General features: G+C 39.2%; 18 protein-coding genes. All 18 read left to right on the forward strand.

The window, feature by feature from the left end; genetic code table 11:
* Positions 1-16 precede the first annotated feature (16 nt).
* The 18 genes from AC53GJ_RS08320 to AC53GJ_RS08405 all read left to right on the forward strand — a co-directional run bounded on the left by AC53GJ_RS08320 (position 17) and on the right by AC53GJ_RS08405 (position 21,737).
* Positions 17-943 carry a Wzz/FepE/Etk N-terminal domain-containing protein gene (locus AC53GJ_RS08320; RefSeq protein WP_496732201.1) on the forward strand — a complete coding sequence of 309 codons (927 nt, stop codon included), beginning with the start codon at positions 17-19 and terminating at the stop codon, positions 941-943.
* On the forward strand, positions 944-2,008 hold the full coding sequence (gene rfbB / locus AC53GJ_RS08325) for a dTDP-glucose 4,6-dehydratase (RefSeq protein WP_496732203.1): 1,065 nt from the start codon (positions 944-946) through the stop codon (positions 2,006-2,008).
* A gap of 1 nt (position 2,009) precedes the next feature.
* Positions 2,010-2,888 carry a glucose-1-phosphate thymidylyltransferase RfbA gene (gene rfbA / locus AC53GJ_RS08330; RefSeq protein WP_496732204.1) on the forward strand — a complete coding sequence of 293 codons (879 nt, stop codon included), beginning with the start codon at positions 2,010-2,012 and terminating at the stop codon, positions 2,886-2,888.
* Complete coding sequence (rfbD, locus tag AC53GJ_RS08335; protein WP_496732205.1) at positions 2,888-3,769, forward strand: dTDP-4-dehydrorhamnose reductase; 882 nt, start codon at positions 2,888-2,890, stop codon at positions 3,767-3,769. Before rfbA ends, rfbD begins: the two co-directional genes overlap by 1 nt.
* A 6-nt stretch (positions 3,770-3,775) precedes the next feature.
* Positions 3,776-4,732: a dTDP-4-dehydrorhamnose 3,5-epimerase gene (gene rfbC / locus AC53GJ_RS08340; RefSeq protein ID WP_496732206.1), complete on the forward strand. Its 957-nt coding sequence runs from the start codon at positions 3,776-3,778 to the stop codon at positions 4,730-4,732.
* Entirely contained in the window at positions 4,729-5,187 is a 459-nt protein-coding gene (locus tag AC53GJ_RS08345; RefSeq protein ID WP_496732208.1) for an acyltransferase, read from the forward strand. The genes rfbC and AC53GJ_RS08345 overlap by 4 nt, the downstream gene beginning before the upstream one ends.
* A complete protein-coding gene (locus AC53GJ_RS08350) occupies positions 5,187-6,290 on the forward strand; it encodes a DegT/DnrJ/EryC1/StrS family aminotransferase (protein ID WP_496732209.1) in 1,104 nt (367 codons plus the stop codon). The genes AC53GJ_RS08345 and AC53GJ_RS08350 overlap by 1 nt, the downstream gene beginning before the upstream one ends.
* A complete protein-coding gene (locus AC53GJ_RS08355) occupies positions 6,287-7,540 on the forward strand; it encodes an O-antigen translocase (protein ID WP_496732210.1) in 1,254 nt (417 codons plus the stop codon). Before AC53GJ_RS08350 ends, AC53GJ_RS08355 begins: the two co-directional genes overlap by 4 nt.
* Before the next feature lie 4 nt (positions 7,541-7,544).
* Positions 7,545-8,489, forward strand: coding sequence for a glycosyltransferase (locus AC53GJ_RS08360; protein WP_496732212.1), 945 nt, complete (start codon positions 7,545-7,547; stop codon positions 8,487-8,489).
* The gene (locus AC53GJ_RS08365; protein ID WP_496732213.1) at positions 8,486-9,652 is read left to right on the forward strand and encodes a glycosyltransferase; all 1,167 of its coding nucleotides are present in this window, start codon (positions 8,486-8,488) and stop codon (positions 9,650-9,652) included. Before AC53GJ_RS08360 ends, AC53GJ_RS08365 begins: the two co-directional genes overlap by 4 nt.
* Position 9,653: 1 nt before the next feature.
* Positions 9,654-10,547: a glycosyltransferase family 2 protein gene (locus tag AC53GJ_RS08370; protein ID WP_496732214.1), complete on the forward strand. Its 894-nt coding sequence runs from the start codon at positions 9,654-9,656 to the stop codon at positions 10,545-10,547.
* Complete coding sequence (locus tag AC53GJ_RS08375; RefSeq protein ID WP_496732215.1) at positions 10,547-11,758, forward strand: hypothetical protein; 1,212 nt, start codon at positions 10,547-10,549, stop codon at positions 11,756-11,758. Before AC53GJ_RS08370 ends, AC53GJ_RS08375 begins: the two co-directional genes overlap by 1 nt.
* The gene (locus AC53GJ_RS08380; RefSeq protein WP_496732216.1) at positions 11,748-13,649 is read left to right on the forward strand and encodes an acyltransferase family protein; all 1,902 of its coding nucleotides are present in this window, start codon (positions 11,748-11,750) and stop codon (positions 13,647-13,649) included. The genes AC53GJ_RS08375 and AC53GJ_RS08380 overlap by 11 nt, the downstream gene beginning before the upstream one ends.
* A 111-nt stretch (positions 13,650-13,760) precedes the next feature.
* A complete protein-coding gene (locus AC53GJ_RS08385; RefSeq protein ID WP_496732217.1) occupies positions 13,761-14,687 on the forward strand; it encodes a glycosyltransferase in 927 nt (308 codons plus the stop codon).
* Positions 14,687-15,616, forward strand: a complete 930-nt coding sequence (locus AC53GJ_RS08390) for an NAD-dependent epimerase/dehydratase family protein (RefSeq protein ID WP_496732218.1) — start codon at positions 14,687-14,689, stop codon at positions 15,614-15,616. The genes AC53GJ_RS08385 and AC53GJ_RS08390 overlap by 1 nt, the downstream gene beginning before the upstream one ends.
* 789 nt (positions 15,617-16,405) lie before the next feature.
* Positions 16,406-17,281, forward strand: coding sequence for an NAD-dependent epimerase/dehydratase family protein (locus AC53GJ_RS08395; RefSeq protein WP_496732776.1), 876 nt, complete (start codon positions 16,406-16,408; stop codon positions 17,279-17,281).
* Positions 17,282-17,501: 220 nt separating this feature from the next.
* The gene (locus AC53GJ_RS08400) at positions 17,502-20,438 is read left to right on the forward strand and encodes a polysaccharide biosynthesis/export family protein (protein WP_496732219.1); all 2,937 of its coding nucleotides are present in this window, start codon (positions 17,502-17,504) and stop codon (positions 20,436-20,438) included.
* A 108-nt stretch (positions 20,439-20,546) separates the two neighbouring features.
* Positions 20,547-21,737: a UDP-N-acetylglucosamine 4,6-dehydratase gene (locus tag AC53GJ_RS08405; protein WP_496732220.1), complete on the forward strand. Its 1,191-nt coding sequence runs from the start codon at positions 20,547-20,549 to the stop codon at positions 21,735-21,737.
* Position 21,738 lies beyond the last annotated feature (1 nt).

Consider the following 21,738-nt stretch of genomic DNA (forward strand, 5'->3'; position numbering starts at 1 on the left):
TTAAGTTGAGTACACTATGCATGAGCGACTGAGAAAGGCGAATTCGAATTACGAGATTGATCTCGGTGAAATATTCAAAGCAATTTGGGCCGGTAAATGGATAATTATCGCATTTACATTTTTAACCAGTGTTGGTTCAGTTCTATATTCTTTAAGTCTGCCTGATATTTACAAGAGTGAAATTACCCTTGCTCCGGTGCAAGAAGAAGGGTTGAAGATGCCTGGACAGTTGAGTGGACTTGCCGCTCTTGCAGGGGTAAATATTGGTAGTACTAGTGGTGATAAGGCAGCTCTAGCATTTGAGCTGTTAAAGTCTCGCGATTTTATCAGCCGCTTTATTGAAAATAATAACTTGTACGTACCAATTATGGCGGCCAAGGGCTGGCAGAGGTCTGATGATACATTAGTTCTTGATGCCGAAATCTATGATGGCAACTCTCAGAAATGGGTTAGACAAGTTAAGCCACCGTTTGTGAGTAAGCCGAGTAATCAGGAAACTTACGAAATTTTTAAAAAATTCTATTCTGTGAGTCAAAATAAATCTTCAGGTATGTATAGCATTTCTATCGAATATTACTCGCCTTATTTAGCAAAAGAATGGGCTGATAAATTAGTAAATACAATAAATGAAGAAATGAGATCACTAGATCTAAATGAAGCGCAAAAAAGTATTGATTATTTAAATACTCAAGTCAATCAAACGAATATTTCGGATGTTCGCGGTATGCTGTATTCACTTATTGAAGAGCAAATGAAAACACAGATGCTAGCGAATGTTAGAAGCGAATATGTGTTTAAAACGATTGATCCTGCTGTTGTCGCCGAGCTTAAATCAAAACCAGCAAGGGCTCTTATTTGCCTACTCGGTTTTATGTTTGGATTTATATTCTCTGTGATTGTCGTTTTGGTTAAACGTTTTATTATAAATAATGAGCATGAATAAATGAAAATTTTAATTACAGGCGGTGCAGGCTTTATTGGTTCGGCTGTTGTACGAAATATCATTCGGCACACAATTCATAGTGTTGTAAACGTTGATAAATTAACTTATGCGGGAAATTTGAATTCTTTAGCTGAATGCTCTGATGATGACCGTTATGAATTTGCCAAAGTCGACATTTGTGATAGAGAAGCGTTAGATCAGCTTTTCGTAAAACATCAACCGGATGCTGTGATGCATCTTGCAGCGGAAAGCCATGTTGACCGTTCTATTGATGGACCTGCAGCATTTATAGAAACAAATATTGTCGGCACATATACATTATTGGAAGCTGCGCGTTTCTATTGGAAAGATTTATCAGAAGAACGAAAAGCTGCCTTCAGATTTCACCATATTTCAACAGATGAAGTGTATGGTGATCTTGAAGGCACTGATGATCTATTCACTGAAAATACCTCTTATGCTCCAAGTAGCCCATATTCAGCCAGCAAAGCCAGTTCAGATCATTTAGTCAGGGCATGGCACCGGACTTATGGATTACCTGTTATAGTTACAAACTGTTCTAACAACTATGGTCCGTATCACTTTCCGGAAAAACTTATCCCACTTATCATCCTGAATGCATTATCCGGCAAGTCTTTACCTGTTTATGGTAAAGGCAACCAGATTCGAGACTGGCTCTATGTTGAAGATCATGCCAGAGCTCTGTGTAAAGTGGTGACAGAAGGCGTTGTTGGAGAAACGTACAACATTGGCGGACATAACGAAAAACAGAATATCGAGGTTGTTCAGGCATTATGTGCTTTACTGGAAGAACTTGCGCCGAACAAACCTGCAGGTGTTCTGCATTATTCCGATTTGATTACATATGTCACTGACCGCCCTGGGCATGATGTTCGTTATGCCATCGATGCAACAAAAATTCAGCGTGAACTTGGTTGGAAACCAGATGAAACATTTGAAACTGGTTTACGCAAAACAGTGCAATGGTATCTGGAAAATCAGTCATGGTGTAGATCTGTGCTTGATGGTAGTTATAAATTAGAACGTTTGGGAAAAGGATCTTAACATGGCAAAGTATAAAGGAATAATTCTCGCAGGTGGTTCAGGAACTAGGCTGTATCCAATCACACGTGGCGTTTCAAAACAATTATTGCCCGTATATGATAAGCCGATGATCTATTATCCGATTTCCACCCTGATGCTTGCAGGGATCCAGGATATTCTGATTATTACTACCCCTGAGGATCAAGTATCATTTCAGCGTCTGCTGGGAGATGGAAGTGATTTCGGCGTACGTTTAAGCTACGCAGTGCAACCGAAACCTGAAGGCCTAGCACAAGCTTTTATCATAGGTGAAGAATTTATCGGCAACGACAGCGTATGTTTGGTTTTGGGCGATAATATTTTTTACGGGACTTCATTTTCAAAAACATTGAAAAATGCAGCTTCAAAAGATACAGGAGCGACTGTATTTGGTTACATGGTGAAAGATCCAGAACGTTTCGGTGTTGTTGAATTTAATGCCGAAATGAAAGCTATTTCTATTGAAGAAAAGCCTCATGTGCCAAAATCTAATTATGCAGTCACAGGTTTGTATTTTTATGACAACAAGGTCATTGAGATGGCGAAGCGTGTTAAACCTTCGCATCGCGGTGAACTCGAAATTACAACGCTCAACCAGATGTATCTTGAAGCTGGAGAGTTAAGCGTCGAAATTTTAGGACGTGGCTTTGCATGGTTAGATACCGGTACGCATGAAAGTCTGCATGAAGCATCTTCTTTTGTCCAAACAATTGAGAATGTACAGGGACTTAAAATTGCCTGTCTGGAAGAAGTCGCATGGCGTAATGGTTGGCTAACTGACGCAGAATTACTGGAGCTGGCGAAACCAATGCTGAAAAATGAATATGGTCAGTACCTGAGCCGTCTGGTGGCATGCAAATAATGTCGCAACCTAAAATAGCTGTTACTGGAGCTAATGGCCAGTTAGGTCGAAAAATTGTTGAGTTATTCAGCGACTACAGTCATTTGCGCTCTTTTGACAAAGTGGCGCTTGATATCACAGACCAACAGCAGGTAAATGATGTGTTGGGCGAATTTAAGCCTGATTTCATCATCAATGCAGCAGCTTATACCGCAGTTGATAAAGCTGAACTTGAGATCGACCAAGCAGATAAATTAAATCATTTGGGTCCGCTTTATCTTGGCAAGGTTGCCGAACAATTAGGTGCTGTGCTGATTCACATATCAACAGATTATGTGTTTAATGGACTTAAAGAAGAGCCTTATTGTGAAAATGATCCAACGGAACCACAGAATCAATACGGTCTTTCCAAATTGCTGGGTGAAAAAGCAATCGCTGAAGTTTGCAAAAAACACATTATCATCCGTACAGCTTGGGTATTTTCAGAGCATGGACACAACTTTGTAAAAACAATGCTTCGACTTGGACAAAGTCGGCGTGAGTTGTCCATTGTTTCAGACCAGTATGGTGGACCGACTTATGCTGGTGACATTGCACTTGCGATCAGAAAGGTGATTGACGTCATAGTGAATACTGGGGAAGCGCGTTGGGGAATTTACCATTTTTGTGGAATGCCCTATATCAGTTGGTACGATTTTTCCAAAGAGATATTCTCGTGTGCTGTTAATTCCAAGCAGATACCGGAAGCTCCAAAATTAAATGCAATTAATTCTGCATCTTACCCAACACCAGCAAAACGGCCAGCATTTTCAAAGCTTGATTGCCGAAAAATTGAGTCTGAGTTCGGAGTTAATTGTTCTAATTGGCAGGGTGCATTGCACCACGTAATCGCGCACAAGTGATCATTTATGAAAGTTATAGACACTGAAATTCCCGAAGTAAAAATAATTGAAACCAGTATATTTACTGATGCACGTGGCTGGTTTACTGAATCATGGCAGCAGCAAAAATTTTCTGAATTGGTTGCCAATGTTAATTTTGTGCAAGATAATCATTCAGTTTCGGCCAAAGGTGTGTTGAGAGGCTTACATTTTCAAATACCGCCTTACGAACAAGGGAAACTTGTGCGAGTCGTCAAAGGCAAAGCTTTTGATGTGGCTGTTGATATAAGACCTGAATCGCCTACTTATGGTAAACATGTCGCAGTAGAGCTATCAGAGCATAATAAAAAGATGCTATGGATACCTCCAGGTTTTGCGCATGGTTTTTTAGCGCTGGAAGACGACACACATTTCTTATATAAGACAACAAATTTATATAATAAGAACTGCGAGCGATCGTTCAAATGGTCTTCTCCTTTATTGAATATTCCATGGCCTTCGAATTCATCATTACAGATCAGTGAAAAAGATGAGCTAGCGCCAGATTTTGAATTTGAGCCATATGTTGATGCAGTTGAATCACAGTCCCTGATTAAACGGCTAACTTTTGATTGTCTTGGAGATAGCCGGGGCAGCTTAGTATCACTAGAATGCTTAAAAAACATTCCTTTTGAAGTGAAGAGAATTTATTATATTTTTAACACAAAAGATGGTGTCGCCAGAGGCTTCCATGCTCATCGTGCTTTAAAACAAGTCGCAATAGCATTAAAGGGAAGTTGCCGTTTTATTATTGATAACGGTTTAGTTCGTGAGTCAACAGTTCTGAATACACCAACAGAAGGGCTGCTGATCGATTCTTGCGTTTGGCGTGAGATGCATGATTTCTCACATGATTGTGTGCTGATTGTACTTGCGAGTGAGCATTACGATGAGTCAGATTACATTAGAGATTACAGTACTTTTATTAGGTCGGTAAATCAATGAGTTACATACACCCACTTGCAGACGTTGCGCCTTCAATGATTGGCGAAGGTACTAAAGTATGGCAATTCGTTGTCATTTTGAAAGGTGCAACTATCGGTAGCAACTGTAATATTTGTGCGCAAACGTTAATTGAAGGTGATGTTATCCTTGGTGATAATGTTACAGTCAAGTCAGGCGTCCAACTTTGGGACGGGACCAGGATTGGTAATAATGTTTTTATAGGCCCAAATGTAACATTTACCAATGATCTATTTCCACGTTCTAAAGAATACCCGGCGAAATTTGATGGCATTACGATTAAAGATTTCGCAAGTATCGGTGCAAATGCGACCATACTTCCGGGTATCACAATCGGTGAGTCAGCAATGATTGGAGCCGGTAGTGTCGTGACCAAAGATGTACCACCAAAAGCTGTTGTAGTCGGGAATCCAGCCAAAATTATTAGGTTTTTATAATGATCTCATTCTTAGATTTAAAATTAATTAATGCTCAGTATCGCGCCGAACTTGTCGAAGCTACAACACGGGTCATTGACTCAGGTTGGTATATTATGGGAGCGGAGCTAAAAGCATTTGAACAAGAATTCGCGACTTATTGTGGTACTAAACATGCTATAGGAGTAGCAAACGGCTTAGATGCGCTGATTTTGGTTCTTCGCGCCTGGAAAGAACTTGGCAAACTGAAAGATGGCGATGAAGTGTTAGTCCCTGCGAATACATACATAGCGTCTGTGTTGGCAATTAGCGAAAACAAACTGACACCAGTTTTTGTGGAGCCAGATGAAAAGACCTATAACTTTTGTCCATTAAAAGTTGAGGCAGCAATTACCGAGAAAACTAAAGCCATGTTGCCTGTGCATCTTTATGGCTTAATTTCTCCGATGCCTGAGTTAATGGAGATTGCTGCTAAGCATAACCTGTTAGTACTGGAAGATTGTGCTCAGGCACATGGGGCGAGCATTGATGGCAAAAAAGCAGGTAACTGGGGACATGCAGCAGGTTTCAGCTTTTATCCAGGAAAAAATCTTGGTGCTTTAGGCGATGCCGGTGCTATTACCACCAACGATGATGAACTGGCATCGGTGCTTTCTGCGCTTCGCAACTACGGGAGCCATAAAAAATATGAAAATTTATATCTGGGCGTGAATAGCCGTTTAGATGAAATTCAGGCCGCTATGTTAAGAGTAAAACTGAAGTATCTTGACAACGAAATTGAAATTAGACGTTCTATTGCGGAAAAATATTTGGCCAGCATTAATTTGGCAGGTTTAGTTCTCCCTTACGTCAAAAATAGGGAAAATCATGTGTGGCATCTTTTTGTTGCACAACACAATGCAAGAGAAAGTGTGACAGATCACTTGGCGGCTAAAGGTGTGCAAACCCTGATTCATTATCCGATACCACCTCACAAGCAGCAGGCTTATAGCAAATATAATAATCTGTCACTTCCGCTTGCAGAGTCAATACATAACCAGGTGTTCTCGATTCCAATTGGGCCAACGATGAATAACTCAAATGTTGAAGAAGTTATAGAAGTAATTAATAGCTATCAGCAATGAAATCACTTCTGAAAGTATCATTCTTAACAGCGCTTTTGACGCTGTTAAGAATGGGGTTTGGCATTGTTATAGCAAAAGTAGTTGCTATCTATAGTGGTCCTAGTGGTTTGGCCCTCATGGGCCAGGTTCAAAGTTTTATTACCGGGTTAAATGGCATTGTTAATGCAGCTGCAGGTAATGCAGTAGTCCGCTATACCGCAGAAAATTCAAAAGAGGATGATTTTTCTGAATGCAGGCCATGGTGGCTGGCCTCAGTTCAGTGGGTATCTTTTTCAATTACTTTAGCAGTCATCATTTCTATATTATTTGTGGAAAAAATATCCCTCTGGCTTTTCCATTCAAATAGTTATTCGTGGCTAATCTATTTAGTCATATTTTCATTGCCATTTACAGCAGCTGGAGTATTTTTTACCTCCATCTTGAATGGTTTGAAGCAGTTTAAGAAATTTATTGGTATTAGCATGTTAGGTGTGTTGATATCAAATAGCTTTATGATTTGGCTAATATATACTTATAAATTAAATGGCGCACTTATTGCGGCAAGCATACAGGCTATGCTTATTGGTTTCATCATCAGTTTAAGTTGCATCTCTCAACCATGGTTTAAAGCCAAAAATTTCTTTGGTTCCATTGATAAATTTTATCTGAAAAAAATATCCGGCTATGTATTAATGGCAGTAACTAGTGCTATTACTGTGCCATTGTCAGTCATTGTTATTCGTAATTTACTTGTGTCGCACACAGGCTGGGAATCAGCTGGTTACTGGCAGGCTGTATACAAAATTTCTGAAGTCTATTTAAGTGTAATTACAATAGCACTGTCAACATATTATTTACCACTGCTCGCCGGGCTGACAACTGTTGAATCAATTAAGAAGCAAATTGCCAGTGTCAGTAAAGTTGTAATGCCACTGGTTGTAGTGATGGCTGCAGGTATATATATTACCAGGGACTACTCAATTTCAATTTTGTTTTCATCCGAGTTTTCAAAGGCACGAGATTTATTCTACATCCAGTTAACGGGAGATGTGATTAAAATTCTCAGCTGGTTGTATGCATACCCGATGATTTCGCGGGGTGCTACAAAATGGTATGTCGGTACTGAAATTGGTTTCAGTGTTTTATATATTACTTTGGCAGCTATATTAATACCCATATATGGCGTGCAAGGCGCGGTTTTGGCATATTTAATTAATTATCTTATATATTTGCCATTTATTTATTTTAATTTCAATCGTTATGCGGCTTAGTTCGATGCAAAACAACACCTTGAAAGTATCTGTCGTGGTAATAAGCTACAATTCAGCAGAAACTATAGTCGACACACTAGACAGTATTTTGAATCAGTCTTACGGCTCACGAAACATTGAACTACTGATTTGTGATGATTGTTCACCTGATAATACTGTTCAAGTTGCAGAGCAGTGGATTGCCAAAAATATTAGTAATTTCTTTAAAATTGAAATTATTAAATCAACTAAGAATAAAGGCGTTGCAATAAATATAGACCGTGGCTGGCGTATGGCATCAACACCATGGGTTAAATCTATTGCTGCCGATGATATTTTAATGAAAGACTGTTTAGCCGATAACATAGCGTTTATTAGGGATAACCCGTCTGCCGAAATCGTTTTTTCTGATGTTTGTGTGTTTGCAGATGCTTCAAAAATCGATTCTAGCCAGCTGAAAAAGCATGATGCTAATTTTTTTAAATTGACTGCGCAGCAGCAGCTGGATTATTTGTATTTTGATAATGCCTTGATAGCGCCTACTTCTTTTATAAGCAAAAATCTACTTGAAAAAGTAGGGTACGCGGATGAACGATATCCAATGCTTGATGACTACCCGTTATGGTTAAAGATATCAAAAGCTGGGGTTTTATTGAATTACTTGCCAAAGGTGACTGTCGCTTATCGTTTTGCTGAATCTGTCAGTAATAATCAATCAAAAATTGCGAATTTAGCTTATATAAAATCGCTTTATTATTTTAGAAAAAACAACGCATGGTCGGAATGGTCATTTTTAGATATTTTAAGAAAATACGATGAATTTTTTTACTTTCATGAAAGTGTAATATTAATTAGTCTGTTAAATAATAAACGTACAACGGGATATCGGTTCATTCACTATGCATTCTTCCTACTTAGACCCTATGCCGTATATAAGTTTATTCAACGTTTAGTTCGAGATTTTAAATGATAAAAAGCTTAAAAAACTTTGTTAAAAACAATGTTTTTCTCATAAATGTATACGAATACCTCTTTGCAAGAGGCATTAACAATGTCAATGGCGCACAACACTCCAAACGGGTTTTATTGTCATATAGCACTTATCATTTTAAGAATAAAAACTATGTTTCCCATTCTAACTATCAGGAATCTTGGATCATTGCAAAAATTTTCAATGAACTAGGCTATCAGGTCGATGTTGTTAATAACAATCGATTATCTTCATTTCCCTTAAACAATTATGACGTAATTTTTGGTGAAGGGCTGCCAATGTATCAAGCGCTCTCTGCGGCGCCAAATGCGTTGAAAATTTATTACGGCACAGGCTCACACCCGGACCATTGCACAGCGCAATCTTTCAAAAGAATGGTTGGTTATTACAACAAAACTAAGTTCCTTGCTTTGGGATCGGTCAGAACGGCAGATTATCGCTGGGGCCTGGCAGCATCGATGGCAGATGCGGTGATTTGCATTGGCAATAACCATACCATAGGCACTTTCACTGAACGTGGTTGCAAGAATGTGTTGGCAGTTGATCCGACTTTTCATTTGCGGACAGATACCGAGCAGATAGCTCTGGTTAAAGATTATGCCAAGTGTCGGAAATCTATGTTGTGGTTTGGTAGCTATGGTTTATTGCACAAAGGTTTAGATATAGCTGTAGAGGCGTTCAGGGATAAGCCGGACTGGACTTTGCATGTGTGCGGTTACACTCCCGCTGAGGCTGATTTTTTGCGTTCGGTGAATTTGCCAGACAATGTCATTGTCCATGGTTTTGTGAATGTTTATTCTGAACAATTCAAACAAATTGCTTTAGATTGTGGTTATGTTGTGTTGCCATCCTGTTCAGAGGGGACAGCGACAGCTGTGATCACTGCTGTCGCTAATGGAATGATGATTCCGGTAGTTACAAAAGAATGTGGCTTTGATATCGATGATTTTGGTTATTTAATTGATTTGAGTAGTACCAGTTTGCTGACAAGACTTACAGCATTTGACACCGAATCAGACAGTGACTTGTTATCAAAAGCTAAATCTGCACAACTTGCAGTCTCAAAACGCTATCAACTAGTACAATATGAATCCAGTTTAAGACGCTGTATTGTTGATAGTTTGAATGACAGGATATGTTGATATGTACCCTAGAGTAAGTGTCCTTGTCCCAGTATACAACCACGCCAGCTATCTGAACGAATGCCTGAATTCCTTAAAGGCGTTAGATTATCCAGATGTCGAAATTCTTTTATGTGATGATGGTTCTGTTGATGCATCCTATGCAATTGCAGAACAATGGCTTCAGTCACATCCGCAAGTCAATGCAAAACTGTGGAAGCAACAAAATAAAGGCGTTTGTAAAACTTTAAATTTCTTGGTGCAGCAATCAACAGGTGCATATATCGTTCTTTGCGCTAGTGACGATTTACTGTTACCGCAATCATTAACCGAGAGGGTTAATTTTCTGGAACAACAATCAGATATGCTCGCGTGTATAGGTGATGCGATACTGATAGACCAGGAATCTAACATTGTCGATAACCAAGCAATGCATAAATTGTATAAAAGTGACTATACACTTTTAAAAAATGATATATGCAATGAGTTAATTTTTAGATGGGCTGTCGTTGGTCCGACATTGTTGATCAGACGTGCTGCATATGAACAAATTGGTTATTACGACGAAAAACTTGCTGTTGAGGATAGAGATTTCTACTTGCGGTTATTGAATAAAAATAAATTAGCTTTTTCTGCTTCAGCAGTTGCTAAATATCGTATTCATACCAGTAATGCAAGCCGACGCAGTATCGCTTCACGTATGCGGGTTCTGAAAGATGTGGCAATTTCTAATCTAAATTATGCAAATAGTTTTACTGGTGCTAAATCATTGTTCTTAAAAAGCCATAAATTTGATTTGCTTTTTATGAAAGTTCTTCCCTCTGTACCGGCATATTATGCATTACTGCCATGGCGCTTTGTCCGAAAATCTGCTGGACACTTGTATCTTTCATATGTGAAATGGGCAAAAAATTAATGATGCTCCCTGCATTGTCATTCTTAATTATTAGCTTCGTAATACTAAGAGATCTATTTAAGTATAAGTATAAATCAATTCTTAATCCTTTTTTTTGGCTGAGCCTATATTCAATATTCTATTTTATTTTGCCATCTTTTTTTGTAGAAGAAATATCTTACTATTATGGCTGGGGAATAGATGATGACTCTATACTGTTCTCGCATTTGATTATTTTAGCGTTTATCTCTACAGTGTCCGTTGTGTATTTTTTTTGCGCTTCAGAGTTTGATTTTACTGATGACATTGGATTTCATGAAAAATGTGGAACTATTACAAGGTTGCTCTGGTGGGTGGTTTTTTCTTACCTTTTATTTGTTTTATTTAAAACATTTCAAACATTTGAATTATTAGATGCTTTTAAATATGACGGGACACAAGAAGATCCATTTAAAATAAAAAATGTTGCATATCTATCTATTGCGCTGACAGTTATATATTTCTTTGACACAAGAAAATACTGGGTTTTTCTGCCTAATATAATTATTATTGTTATTGATTTGCTTAATGGCAGTCGTACCACGGCTTTTATTGCTTTAGCCCCTGTGTTTATTTGTATATGCTGCCATCGTAAAGCTCTACTACTAGTCCCTGGTATAATATTAGTCGCATGTATGCTGCTTTTAGGCATCATCAGATCAGAGAATGTAGTGCGGCAAATACCATGGTATTTAGAAGCCTTAGGTGAATTCCGTGAAACATATATCACCTTGCCATTGCTTATTCTGGACACAAATTATTTAGGAAAAGGAAACTTTTTCGACTTTATGTCGGCAATTGGAATTGTATTACTGCATCCAGCTAGAGAAGCTTTATCAGAAAGTTTTACAATGGCTGGCATAGAAATTTATCATCAAGTTAGCCGTGGTTATGGATTAGCATCAAATATCATTACGGAATCGTTGTTTTATGGCTATTTCTCATTTTTCGTTATTTCACTAAGTTGCGTTATATTCTGTGCTTTATTCTATTGGATATCTTCAAACGCCAAAAATATACTGATCGTGGTAGTGGTTTCAACATTGAATTTTATTTTCTTAAGAATATTTGTCAGGGAAGGTTTTGCTGTTGGTTTTGGTCTTTTTTTATTTATATCCTTATGTTATGTGTTACCAGTACTAATCCTTAATCGTTATGCTATAAAAAATAGGTGTAACTTCAATGAAGTTTAGAAGTGATATAAATGCAATCCGTGCGTTTGCTGTGCTCTCGGTGGTTTTTTTCCATTTTTTTCCAGCCTTACTTCCAGGAGGTTTCGCCGGAGTTGATATTTTTTTTGTTGTTTCCGGCTATTTAATGACATCTATTATTGTGTCTAAGGTTACAGCAGGTAGCTTTAGTCTGCTAAGCTTTTATCATGCGCGCGTAATAAGAATAGTACCTGCTTTATCAGTTTTATGTATAGTACTTTTAGTCTATGGCTGGTTTTTCTTGTTGCCATCCGATTATCAGACATTAGCAAAGCACACTGCATCATCTCAATTTTTCTTATCTAATTTTATCTATCTTCGTGAAGCAGGATATTTTACTGCCGGTTCGCATGAAAAATGGTTATTGCATACTTGGTCGCTGTCAGTAGAGTGGCAATTTTATATGCTTTATCCGGTGATGCTCTTGCTAACAGCTAAATATTTCGGTCAGAGATATTTAGCTGTTTTTATATCAGTATTGCTTGTTGTGTCATTTTGTTTTTCTGCAATTTGGAGTTTTAAATTTCCAGAATCGTCGTATTTTTTGATTTACACACGCGCATGGGAAATGTTAGCTGGTGGTTTGATATTCTTTTTAAATCCCATTGGTAAAGAGCACTTGAAAAAATATGTTAGCTATACTGGCTTTGCATTAGTTTTTCTGGGGTTATTGATCACTAAAGAGACCATGAGTTGGCCTGGATATATGGCTTTACTGCCAGTCGTCGGTACCTGTCTAATTTTATATGCGAATGTTGAAACTCTACTTGTAAGGGGCAAACAACTTCATTTTACTGGCTTGGCATCCTATTCCATATATTTATGGCATTGGCCTATTGTTGTATTTATCAGTTATATGGGCCTTATTGGTAATAACATAGCTTTGATTTTTGGTGTTTTTATTTCATTTATTTTCGGTGCATTGTCTTATTATTTGGTAGAGAAAAAACTTACTTTAAAACTTATAAATCTATCAAACAAAACCATTTATCTAGTTGCTTCTATCGTCGTATTAATCAGCGTTGTGGTTTATGCAACACAAGGTGCTGTTACAAAATATCGTGAAATTAGTGTTGGTGATAAATCAACATTCATACAAGAGTATAAAAGTATACATGATGATTTATATGACACTTATTGGCATAAATGTAATTCTTACAATTCTATGCAAGATAAAGGAAACACTGATATTCATCCGTCATGTGTTGAAAATAAACCAGGTTTAGATGGCGTATTCCTTTGGGGTGACTCACACGCTGAAGCATTCTCTTACGGTATAAGAAAATATATTGGCGATAAGTATGCTTTTTACCAAGTCACTTCTGCTGGATGTGCGCCAAGTTTTGAGCCACCAAAATCCCTTGCAGGAGATTTTTACGTTGCATGTACAAATTCAAATAAATATGCATTACAAAAAATTACTGATTTAAAACCAAAAGTTGTTATTGTAACCCAAGCGAATAACCATGAAAAAACTGATTGGAATGCCATGTATGAAAAGCTATCAGCAGTTGGGGTTCGTACTTTGATTGTTATTGGCCCATTAGCACAATGGCAGCCTTCTCTGCCTTCTGTTATCGCAAAACGGCATTGGGATTCCGACAGTGAATCGATTATAGATTCTAGTTTGAGTAAAACAGTGATAAATACCAATAAAAAAATGCTGCAAATGAAATTAGATTCTGGAATAAAGTACGCAAATGTTTTTGACCAGGTCTGTATGCCTAAAGCTGAAAATTACCAATGTTTAGTTCGTATAGGAGAGCAGCGTCGTTTAATTGCATTAGATTATGGTCATTTAAGCATTGAGGGCTCGACACATTTGACTGAAAAGGTTATTTACCCGCTATTGTTTAAAGCTATGACGGAGTAATGATTAGATTTTCAAATTTACTAGTAGCTATTACTTTTTATATCTAATTCTTACCGTATCGTATTATTTTACTGCAAATTAAAGCAGTAGCGTTATTTTAAGGTGTTTTCAATGTCTAGCGTAACATGCCAACCTAAAGTTTGTGTCTTATTAGCCGCCTATAATGGCGAGTTCTATATATCGGAGCAAATCGAATCCATACTCCATCAAACGGATATATCCGTTTCATTATTCATAAGTGTTGATAAATGTACTGATCGGACCCTAGAAATTTGCCAGGCATATGCTGAAAAGTACAAAAATATTTATGTACTCGATTACGGGGTTAGGTATGGTAGTGCTGGCAATAATTTCTTTAGATTATTGACTGAGGTCGATTTTAATAATTACGATTATATATCGCTGGCAGATCAAGACGACATATGGCTTGAAAATAAGCTTGAGCATTCTATTTCATTTATTAACAGCAATAACGCACAAGCTGTATCGACTAATGTGACAGCATTTTGGCCAAACGGAAAAAATGTTGTTATCAATAAAGCACAGCCGCAAACAGAATATGACTTCTTGTTTGAATCCCCAGGTCCAGGCTGTACCTTTGTATTAACTAAATATGCTGCTGAGCAACTGCAGAATTTTTTAATTTCGGTAAAGCCAAGCCTCAGCAAGGTTCACTGGCATGATTGGTTGATTTATGCTTTTTGCCGGTCGCGTAATATCCCTTGGATGATTAGTCCGACACCGACTATGCTTTATCGTCAGCACGGTCTTAATGATACAGGTGCAAATTCCGGTTTCAAACCTTTTTTGCTAAGAGCCAAGAATGTATTGTTTGGAAATGCAATTGACAGAGCTATTTTGCAAGCAGCAATACTTGAAATCAGTGATATGGAACCAATACAACGGTTAGTTAGAGCGAATCGCGCTGATTATGTTTGGATGGCTTTTCACGCGACCAAGCTACGACGTCGTAACCGTGAGAAGTTCTTCACATTTTTAGCATTTATATTTATCACATTGAAGGGACGTACAGTTTAATGGACTCAAATTCAGTTCTACTAACTGGGTCAACAGGTTTTGTCGGTAGTTCATTACTAAAACAACTTCAATCTGCTGGTGTACCTATCAGATTACTAAGCAGGCATCCATCTGCAGTGGATAACTGTTTTGTTTTTAACGATGATTATTCGGCAGAAATTTTTTCTGCAGCCTGCTCTGGTGTTGATACTGTTATTCATTTAGCGGCAAAAGCGCATCAGGCGAATGTATCTGCTGAAACTTTTCATCAAGTTAATACTGAGCTTACGATTGCTTTAGCAACAGCAGCTGCAAAGCAAAAAGTACGTCGTTTTATTTTCTTAAGTTCGATTGGTGTTAATGGAGTTAGAAATAATGCACCATTCACTGCCCAAAGCCCAGCTTTGCCAACGGAAGAATATGCGATCTCCAAATTTAGGGCAGAGCAAGCTTTGCAAAAAATTGCAGCTGAATCTGGCATGGAAGTGGTTATTATTCGTTCGCCTCTGGTCTATGGTCCAAAAGCTCCGGGTAATTTTGGCAAGCTAATGACATTGTCACGATTAAAGATCCCATTGCCATTAGGAGCGATACATAATAAGCGCAGCTTTGTTTTTTTGGATAATCTTATAGATTTAATGATTCATTGTATTTCACACCCACAAGCTGCCAGTAAAACATTTTTGGTCAGTGATGATGATGATGTGTCAACAACCGGTCTTTTCTGCGCCATGATTCGAGCCCAAGGTCGTCAGCCGATGTTAATACCTATGCCTGTTTCATTACTAAAATTTTTGGCTCAGCTGGCTGGTAAAAAGTTTTTAATTGAAAGATTATGTGATGATTTGACTGTTGATATGTCCTATACGAAGCAAGTATTGGGTTGGACGCCTCCATTCTCATTTAAAGATGCAATACATAGATGCTTTGAAAATGGGCAGTATGAGTAGCTTATTTATTTTATATAAAGATAGAATTTATAATATGTTGAATTTTAGAAGCCTTGAAAATTCAACACGAAATATAAATGTTTGAGGTTGCCCTACATAATAACCGCTTTTACTATGATAGATATTAAAATTTTCAATTTTCGGATCTAAAATTGCACTCTTTGACCAGCCTATTACTTTCCTCAGTAGCAATTACAGCTTTGTTTTCTTTGTGTTTTAGATTTGTTATTTTTGCCTTCGGCACAAAGGTTTGACAGCTAATTTTCTTCTAAAATTAAATAATGCGAGTTTAATTATTTAACATTCCTATCTTTGTTCTTTAGCTGGCAGAAATTTACATATAATATTTACGTGCTATACAGCTTTAGAACTCATTGTAAATATGGGTTAATTTACTTATTTGTAACTATAAGCTACTTGGCTGTTACGTAATTTTTGCTTGCTTTGATGGCAAAAAACATCTAGGTTGTGCTGAATAAAAGCAGTGGTGGTTCATGGCTTAGTGCCAGTTAAATACATAAATTGATTTTCAAGTTAGTACTCTTCTTATACAAGCCTAGTTCAGCTGACTTAAATCCAAAAAATAGGTTCTTAGATATTGTAGATCATGAATTAAGCTAACTTAATATGCACTTTTTTATAGAAATTAGTGGAGTTTAATTTTCAGACATGTAGGTCAGATGACGTAGATATAAAAATTAATTAATTCAATTGTGAAAGGTTTAATGGATGACATGTTCTGTTTTATTGACTGGTGGCAGTGGTTTTATCGGCCAGCATTTGCTTGATGTGCTGTCTAACCAGCAGATTACTGTGCTGGGTAGAACCGCTATTGCCGGAAATGCTCATGCTTTTATCAAGGCAGATATTCATCCGGCCACTGATTTTGCTCCGGCGTTAGAAAATATTGATGTGGTGATTCATTGTGCCGCCCGGGTGCATGTGATGCATGAGCATAGCGATGACCCGCTGGCTTTATATCGTCAAACCAACACCGCCGGCACCTTAAAGCTTGCTGAGCAAGCGGCAACTGCTGGCGTCAAAAGATTTATTTTTTTAAGTTCGATCAAAGTAAATGGCGAACAATCTAATCTAGATCAACCTTTTAGGTATGATGACAAACCAAAACCATCAGATCCTTACAGTATCTCTAAAGCAGAGGCTGAACTTGGCTTACAGCAGTTAGCTGAGCGGACCCAGATGGAAATTGTCATTATCAGACCGCCGTTAGTTTATGGCAGAGGGGTTAAAGCCAATTTTTCTGCCATGATGCGGCTGGCACAAAAAAATTTACCATTACCCATTGGCGCGATTAGAAACAAACGTAGTCTGGTGGCCGCAGACAATTTGGTTGATTTAATTGTGACTTGTATTAGCCACCCGGCTGCTGCTAATCAGATCTTCTTAGTGAGTGATGATGAGGATGTGTCAACATTGCAGCTCATGCGCCTAATGAAAAATGTATATGGCAAAACCTTATATGCACTACCTCTGCCTGTCAGTTGGTTACGTTTAGCAGCTCAACTTGTTGGCAAAAAATCGGTGGCCGATCGTTTGTGTAATAGCCTGCATGTGGATATTACCCATACTAAACAAGTTCTTGGCTGGCACCCACCTGTTTCCATGTCTACTGCATTGCAGCAGATAGCAGAAGAGAACAATTAACCAGGACTAAAGTTCAAAATCATAATTATTAACTAATTGAAATTTATTAAGTTATTTTTGATTCTGAATTTTAAACTAGATTAGACCAGCCAATCTGTTTATGATACCAAAGTTTTTTTATCGCAATTTTATCCGCCAACTGCAGTGAACTGTATTTTTTTTGCACCAGTTTAATTTGTAATTTTCAGTAATCGGCACTCAATTGAAGCAGGGAAAAAGATTGAACCAGTTTTCATTATTCCAAAAAAATATTGTCAAAAACCTGGGGTGGTTAGCTGCCTGGTCTTTAAGTGTTGGCATGGCTGTGGCCGCGACACCCACTGCGCAACAACTGGAAATGTTTAAGAATTTGACGCCGTCGCAACAAGAGGCGTTAGCGCGGCAATATGGTGTTGATTTAGCTCAGTTAAAGGCACAGGCTGGCCAGAGCGACAGCACACAGCAGGCTTCACCCAGTTTAAATGAACTGGTACCGGCCAGAAATAACACTGATCCAGCTGCTGTGCAGGCTTTGCCTTATGGCCAGCAGCCGATAGGGCAGGGCCAGTCTGGCCCAGAGCAATCAGATCTTGCCACGCAGCAGCAACCAGGTTATCAGCCGCAACAGCAACAAACATTCGATGCGCAAGCCGAGCCGCTGGGCGTCAATGCCGGGCAACAGCCGCAGCCGACGCAAGGCAGAGCCAGCTTAAAACCTTTTGGCTATGACCTTTTTGCCGGTAGCCCTTCTACTTTTGCGCCTGTGACAGATGTACCGGTACCGGCTAACTATATTATGGGGCCAGGCGATCAAATCCGGGTGCAGCTGTATGGCAAAGAAGCCAATCAGTTTGAATTGACAGTAGATCGCAAAGGTGAAGTAGCATTCCCAGGCATTGGCCCATTGGTGCTGGCCGGCATGAACTATCAGGAAATGACTGATTATTTAACTACTGTGGTCAGCGAGCGGATGATTGGCAACAGAGCCAGCATCAGTATGGGGGCTTTACGTTCAGTGCGGGTTTTTGTGCTGGGTGAAGCCTACCGGCCAGGTTCTTATACGGTTAGTTCATTATCGACGGTCACTCATGCCATTTTCGCCGCCGGCGGTATTAAAGATATCGGCTCATTACGTAACATCCAGCTAAAACGGCAAGGACAGGTGGTTGCGACGCTGGATTTATACGATTTATTACTGCGCGGGGACACCAGTGCTGATCTCAGCTTGTTACCAGGTGACGTGGTGTTTATCCCAACCCTTGGCAAAACCGCTGGTATTGCCGGTGAAGTGTTAAGACCAGCCATGTACGAACTTAAAGGTGAACAAACCAGCGCTGAGTTATTAAAACTGGCCGGTGGTTTGTTACCAACCGCTTATCCGGCGGCGAGCAGGCTGGAACGGATTGAAAGTAGTGGCGCGAAAACGCTGCTGGATTTGGATTTAGCCAAACCGGCGGGTCTGAACGTGGCGCTGCGTAAAGGCGATGTGATCCAGGTGTATTCGGTACTGGACCAGATAGACAACATTGTGCAACTACATGGTCATGTGCAACGGCCTGGTGGTTTTGGCTGGCGTGCTGGCATGCGGATCAGCGATATGTTGCCAGATTTGCGTGAGTTATTACCAAACCCGGATTTAAACTACGGCGTGATCCGGCGTGAAACCATGCCAACCCGCGAAATTGAAGTCATTGCTTTTAACCCAGGCAAGGCTATTACGCAGCGCCAGTCGGCTTATGATTTACAGCTACAACCGCGCGACAAAGTCTTTGTGTTTAGCAGCCAGTTGCAACGCGAAACTGTGATGCAGGAATTGCTGACGCAGTTACGTAGCCAGGCCAGATTTATGGCACCGCCGCAAATCGTCTCTATTAAAGGCTCGGTACGTTTCCCCGGCGTCTATCCACTGACCAGACAGATGACCTTACAGCAACTGCTGGAAGCCGCCTTTGACTTAGACCAGTTTGCTGAGCGCAATTATGTGCTGCTGGCTAATTTTGATAGTGTGCAGGTAAAAACCACAGTAAGGGTAGTTTCACTAGACAACCCGCAAGATTTACAAACCCGTTTAACCGCGCTGGATGAAGTTTATGTATTGTCGCGCAATGAATCACGGGCTGAAGTACTGGCCGAGTTAAACCAGCGTTTAATGCAACAGGCTGATAAGAATGTGGCCCAGCAGGTGGTAACAGTGTCGGGTGATGTGCGATTCCCTGGCATTTATCCGTTAACCAGTGGGATGAATGCGGCTGATTTAGTTAAAGTAGCCGGCGGTTATAACGAGTCCAGTTATGTGGTATCGGCAGAAATCACCCGCCGTAGTACCGACGGCAGCGCAACTGCAGAACTGGAGCATTTCTCGTTGGAACTAGCCAAAGCGCAGGAAATGGCGCTGATGCCACAAGACACCTTGCTGATTAAGCGGATCCCGGAGTGGCGTGAGTCTAATAGTATTGAACTGTTGGGCGAAGTGAAGTTTCCTGGTACTTACCAGCTTAAACGCGGTGAGAAACTAGCCGATGTGATTGCGCGGGCAGGTGGTTTCACTGAGTATGCCGATGTAAATGCGGCAGTGTTTAGCCGGCAAAGCATTAAAGACAATGAAAAACGCCAGATCCAGCAAGCACAAAACAGCTTAAAGCAGGAAATAGCCGCCAAACAACTGTCTGGTAATGCCAGCGATAATAAAGCACCTAAAACTGCTGATGAAGCTGAGCAACTGATTGCCCAGCTAAATGCTGTAGATCCTATTGGCCGGATGGTGATTGATTTACCGGCTGCGCTGGAAGGTAGTGATTTGGATAACCTCGAGCTGGAAAACGGCGACCGGCTGGCTATTCCATCCCTGCGCCGCTCTATTACCGTAATTGGTGAAGTGCAACAACCGACCTCGCATACTTATAACCGTAAACTCGATCTCAACAGTTATCTTGAACGCTCCGGTGGCTTAAAGGCCAGGGCAGATAAAAAGCGTATTTATATTGTAAAAGCCAATGGCTCGGTATTAATGCCAAAAAACAACTGGTTTGATAACGGCCGGGCAGGTTTGGAAGCGGGTGACACTATTGTGGTACCACTGGATAGCGAATATATGAATGGCCTGCAAACCTGGAGCAGCGCAACGCAGATTTTATATAACACTGCGGTGGCTATTGCGGCGCTTGGGACGTTTATATAAAAATAAAACCTTATGTGAATATACAATATTTACACTAAAACCTATTGTATAAATATTGTTTTTTTTTGCTTAAAAATAAGCATTTTTGAATTAAATTTTGGATAAGGCATGAATAATTTACTTTCGCTAATTGGGCGTGATTCTTATTTGTTTGCCCAAGATATGATTTTTTATAATAAAAAGTTATTAGATGAGGTTTCTACTTCAACATTTTTAGTGTTGGGTGGCGCGGGATCAATTGGTCAAGCTGTAGTTAAAGAAATTTTTAAAAGAAACCCTAAAAAGCTTTATGTGGTTGATGTTAGTGAAAATAACCTTGTTGAACTAGTACGTGATATACGTAGTTCTTTTGGTTATATAAATGGAGATTTTCAAACTTTTGCACTAGATATCGGTTCTATTGAATATGATGCATTTATCAAAGCAGACGGCAAGTTTGACTACGTATTAAATTTATCAGCGTTGAAACACGTTAGAAGTGAAAAAGATCCATTTACACTAATGCGAATGATCGAGGTAAATATATTTAACACGGATAAAACGATTCAGCAGGCAATTGATAACGGCAGCAAAAAATATTTCTGTGTCTCAACTGACAAAGCTGCAAACCCTGTCAATATGATGGGGGCTTCTAAACGTATTATGGAAATGTTTTTGATGCGGCGCAGTGAACAGATTAGCATTTCGACAGCGCGTTTTGCTAATGTCGCATTTTCAGATGGTTCGTTATTACATGGCTTTAATCAACGAATACAAAAACGTCAGCCAATTGTTGCACCAAATGACATCAAACGTTACTTTGTGACACCGCAAGAATCTGGCGAACTTTGCCTGATGTCTTGTATCTTTGGTGAAAGCCGCGATATTTTTTTTCCAAAGTTAAGTGAAGCTCTGCACTTAATTACGTTTGCTGATATTGCAGTCAAGTACTTACAGCAATTGGGTTTCGAACCTTTCTTATGCGAAAATGAAGATCAAGCTCGTGATTTAGTAAAAACACTTCCTGATGAAGGTAAATGGCCATGCCTGTTTACTTCAAGTGATACAACAGGTGAAAAAGATTTTGAAGAGTTTTTTACTGAGAACGAAATTCTTGATATGGATAGATTTGTAAGTTTAGGTGTAATAAAAAACCAACCACTTTACAACCAGACACTGCTTTCTCTATTTGAAAATGAAATTGCTTGTTTTAAAAAAGAAAAACAATGGTCTAAAGAACAGCTTGTCGCTTTATTTCAGCAGATGTTACCTGATTTTGGCCACAAAGAAACTGGCAAATATTTAGATGGAAAAATGTAAG

It is taken from the genome of Rheinheimera sp. B2H12 (assembly GCF_059620065.1).

Excerpts from the sequence above, each read along its gene's own strand:
- AC53GJ_RS08390 (WP_496732218.1), top strand. The coding sequence starts at position 14,687 with ATGGACTCAAATTCAGTTCTACTAACTGGGTCAACAGGTTTTGTCGGT.
- AC53GJ_RS08380 (WP_496732216.1), top strand. The coding sequence starts at position 11,748 with ATGAAGTTTAGAAGTGATATAAATGCAATCCGTGCGTTTGCTGTGCTC.
- rfbA (WP_496732204.1), top strand. The coding sequence starts at position 2,010 with ATGGCAAAGTATAAAGGAATAATTCTCGCAGGTGGTTCAGGAACTAGG.
- rfbD (WP_496732205.1), top strand. The coding sequence starts at position 2,888 with ATGTCGCAACCTAAAATAGCTGTTACTGGAGCTAATGGCCAGTTAGGT.
- AC53GJ_RS08370 (WP_496732214.1), top strand. The coding sequence starts at position 9,654 with ATGTACCCTAGAGTAAGTGTCCTTGTCCCAGTATACAACCACGCCAGC.
- rfbB (WP_496732203.1), top strand. The coding sequence starts at position 944 with ATGAAAATTTTAATTACAGGCGGTGCAGGCTTTATTGGTTCGGCTGTT.
- AC53GJ_RS08365 (WP_496732213.1), top strand. The coding sequence starts at position 8,486 with ATGATAAAAAGCTTAAAAAACTTTGTTAAAAACAATGTTTTTCTCATA.
- AC53GJ_RS08355 (WP_496732210.1), top strand. The coding sequence starts at position 6,287 with ATGAAATCACTTCTGAAAGTATCATTCTTAACAGCGCTTTTGACGCTG.
- AC53GJ_RS08320 (WP_496732201.1), top strand. The coding sequence starts at position 17 with ATGCATGAGCGACTGAGAAAGGCGAATTCGAATTACGAGATTGATCTC.
- AC53GJ_RS08405 (WP_496732220.1), top strand. The coding sequence starts at position 20,547 with ATGAATAATTTACTTTCGCTAATTGGGCGTGATTCTTATTTGTTTGCC.
- AC53GJ_RS08385 (WP_496732217.1), top strand. The coding sequence starts at position 13,761 with ATGTCTAGCGTAACATGCCAACCTAAAGTTTGTGTCTTATTAGCCGCC.
- AC53GJ_RS08375 (WP_496732215.1), top strand. The coding sequence starts at position 10,547 with ATGATGCTCCCTGCATTGTCATTCTTAATTATTAGCTTCGTAATACTA.
- AC53GJ_RS08345 (WP_496732208.1), top strand. The coding sequence starts at position 4,729 with ATGAGTTACATACACCCACTTGCAGACGTTGCGCCTTCAATGATTGGC.
- rfbC (WP_496732206.1), top strand. The coding sequence starts at position 3,776 with ATGAAAGTTATAGACACTGAAATTCCCGAAGTAAAAATAATTGAAACC.
- AC53GJ_RS08360 (WP_496732212.1), top strand. The coding sequence starts at position 7,545 with ATGCAAAACAACACCTTGAAAGTATCTGTCGTGGTAATAAGCTACAAT.
- AC53GJ_RS08350 (WP_496732209.1), top strand. The coding sequence starts at position 5,187 with ATGATCTCATTCTTAGATTTAAAATTAATTAATGCTCAGTATCGCGCC.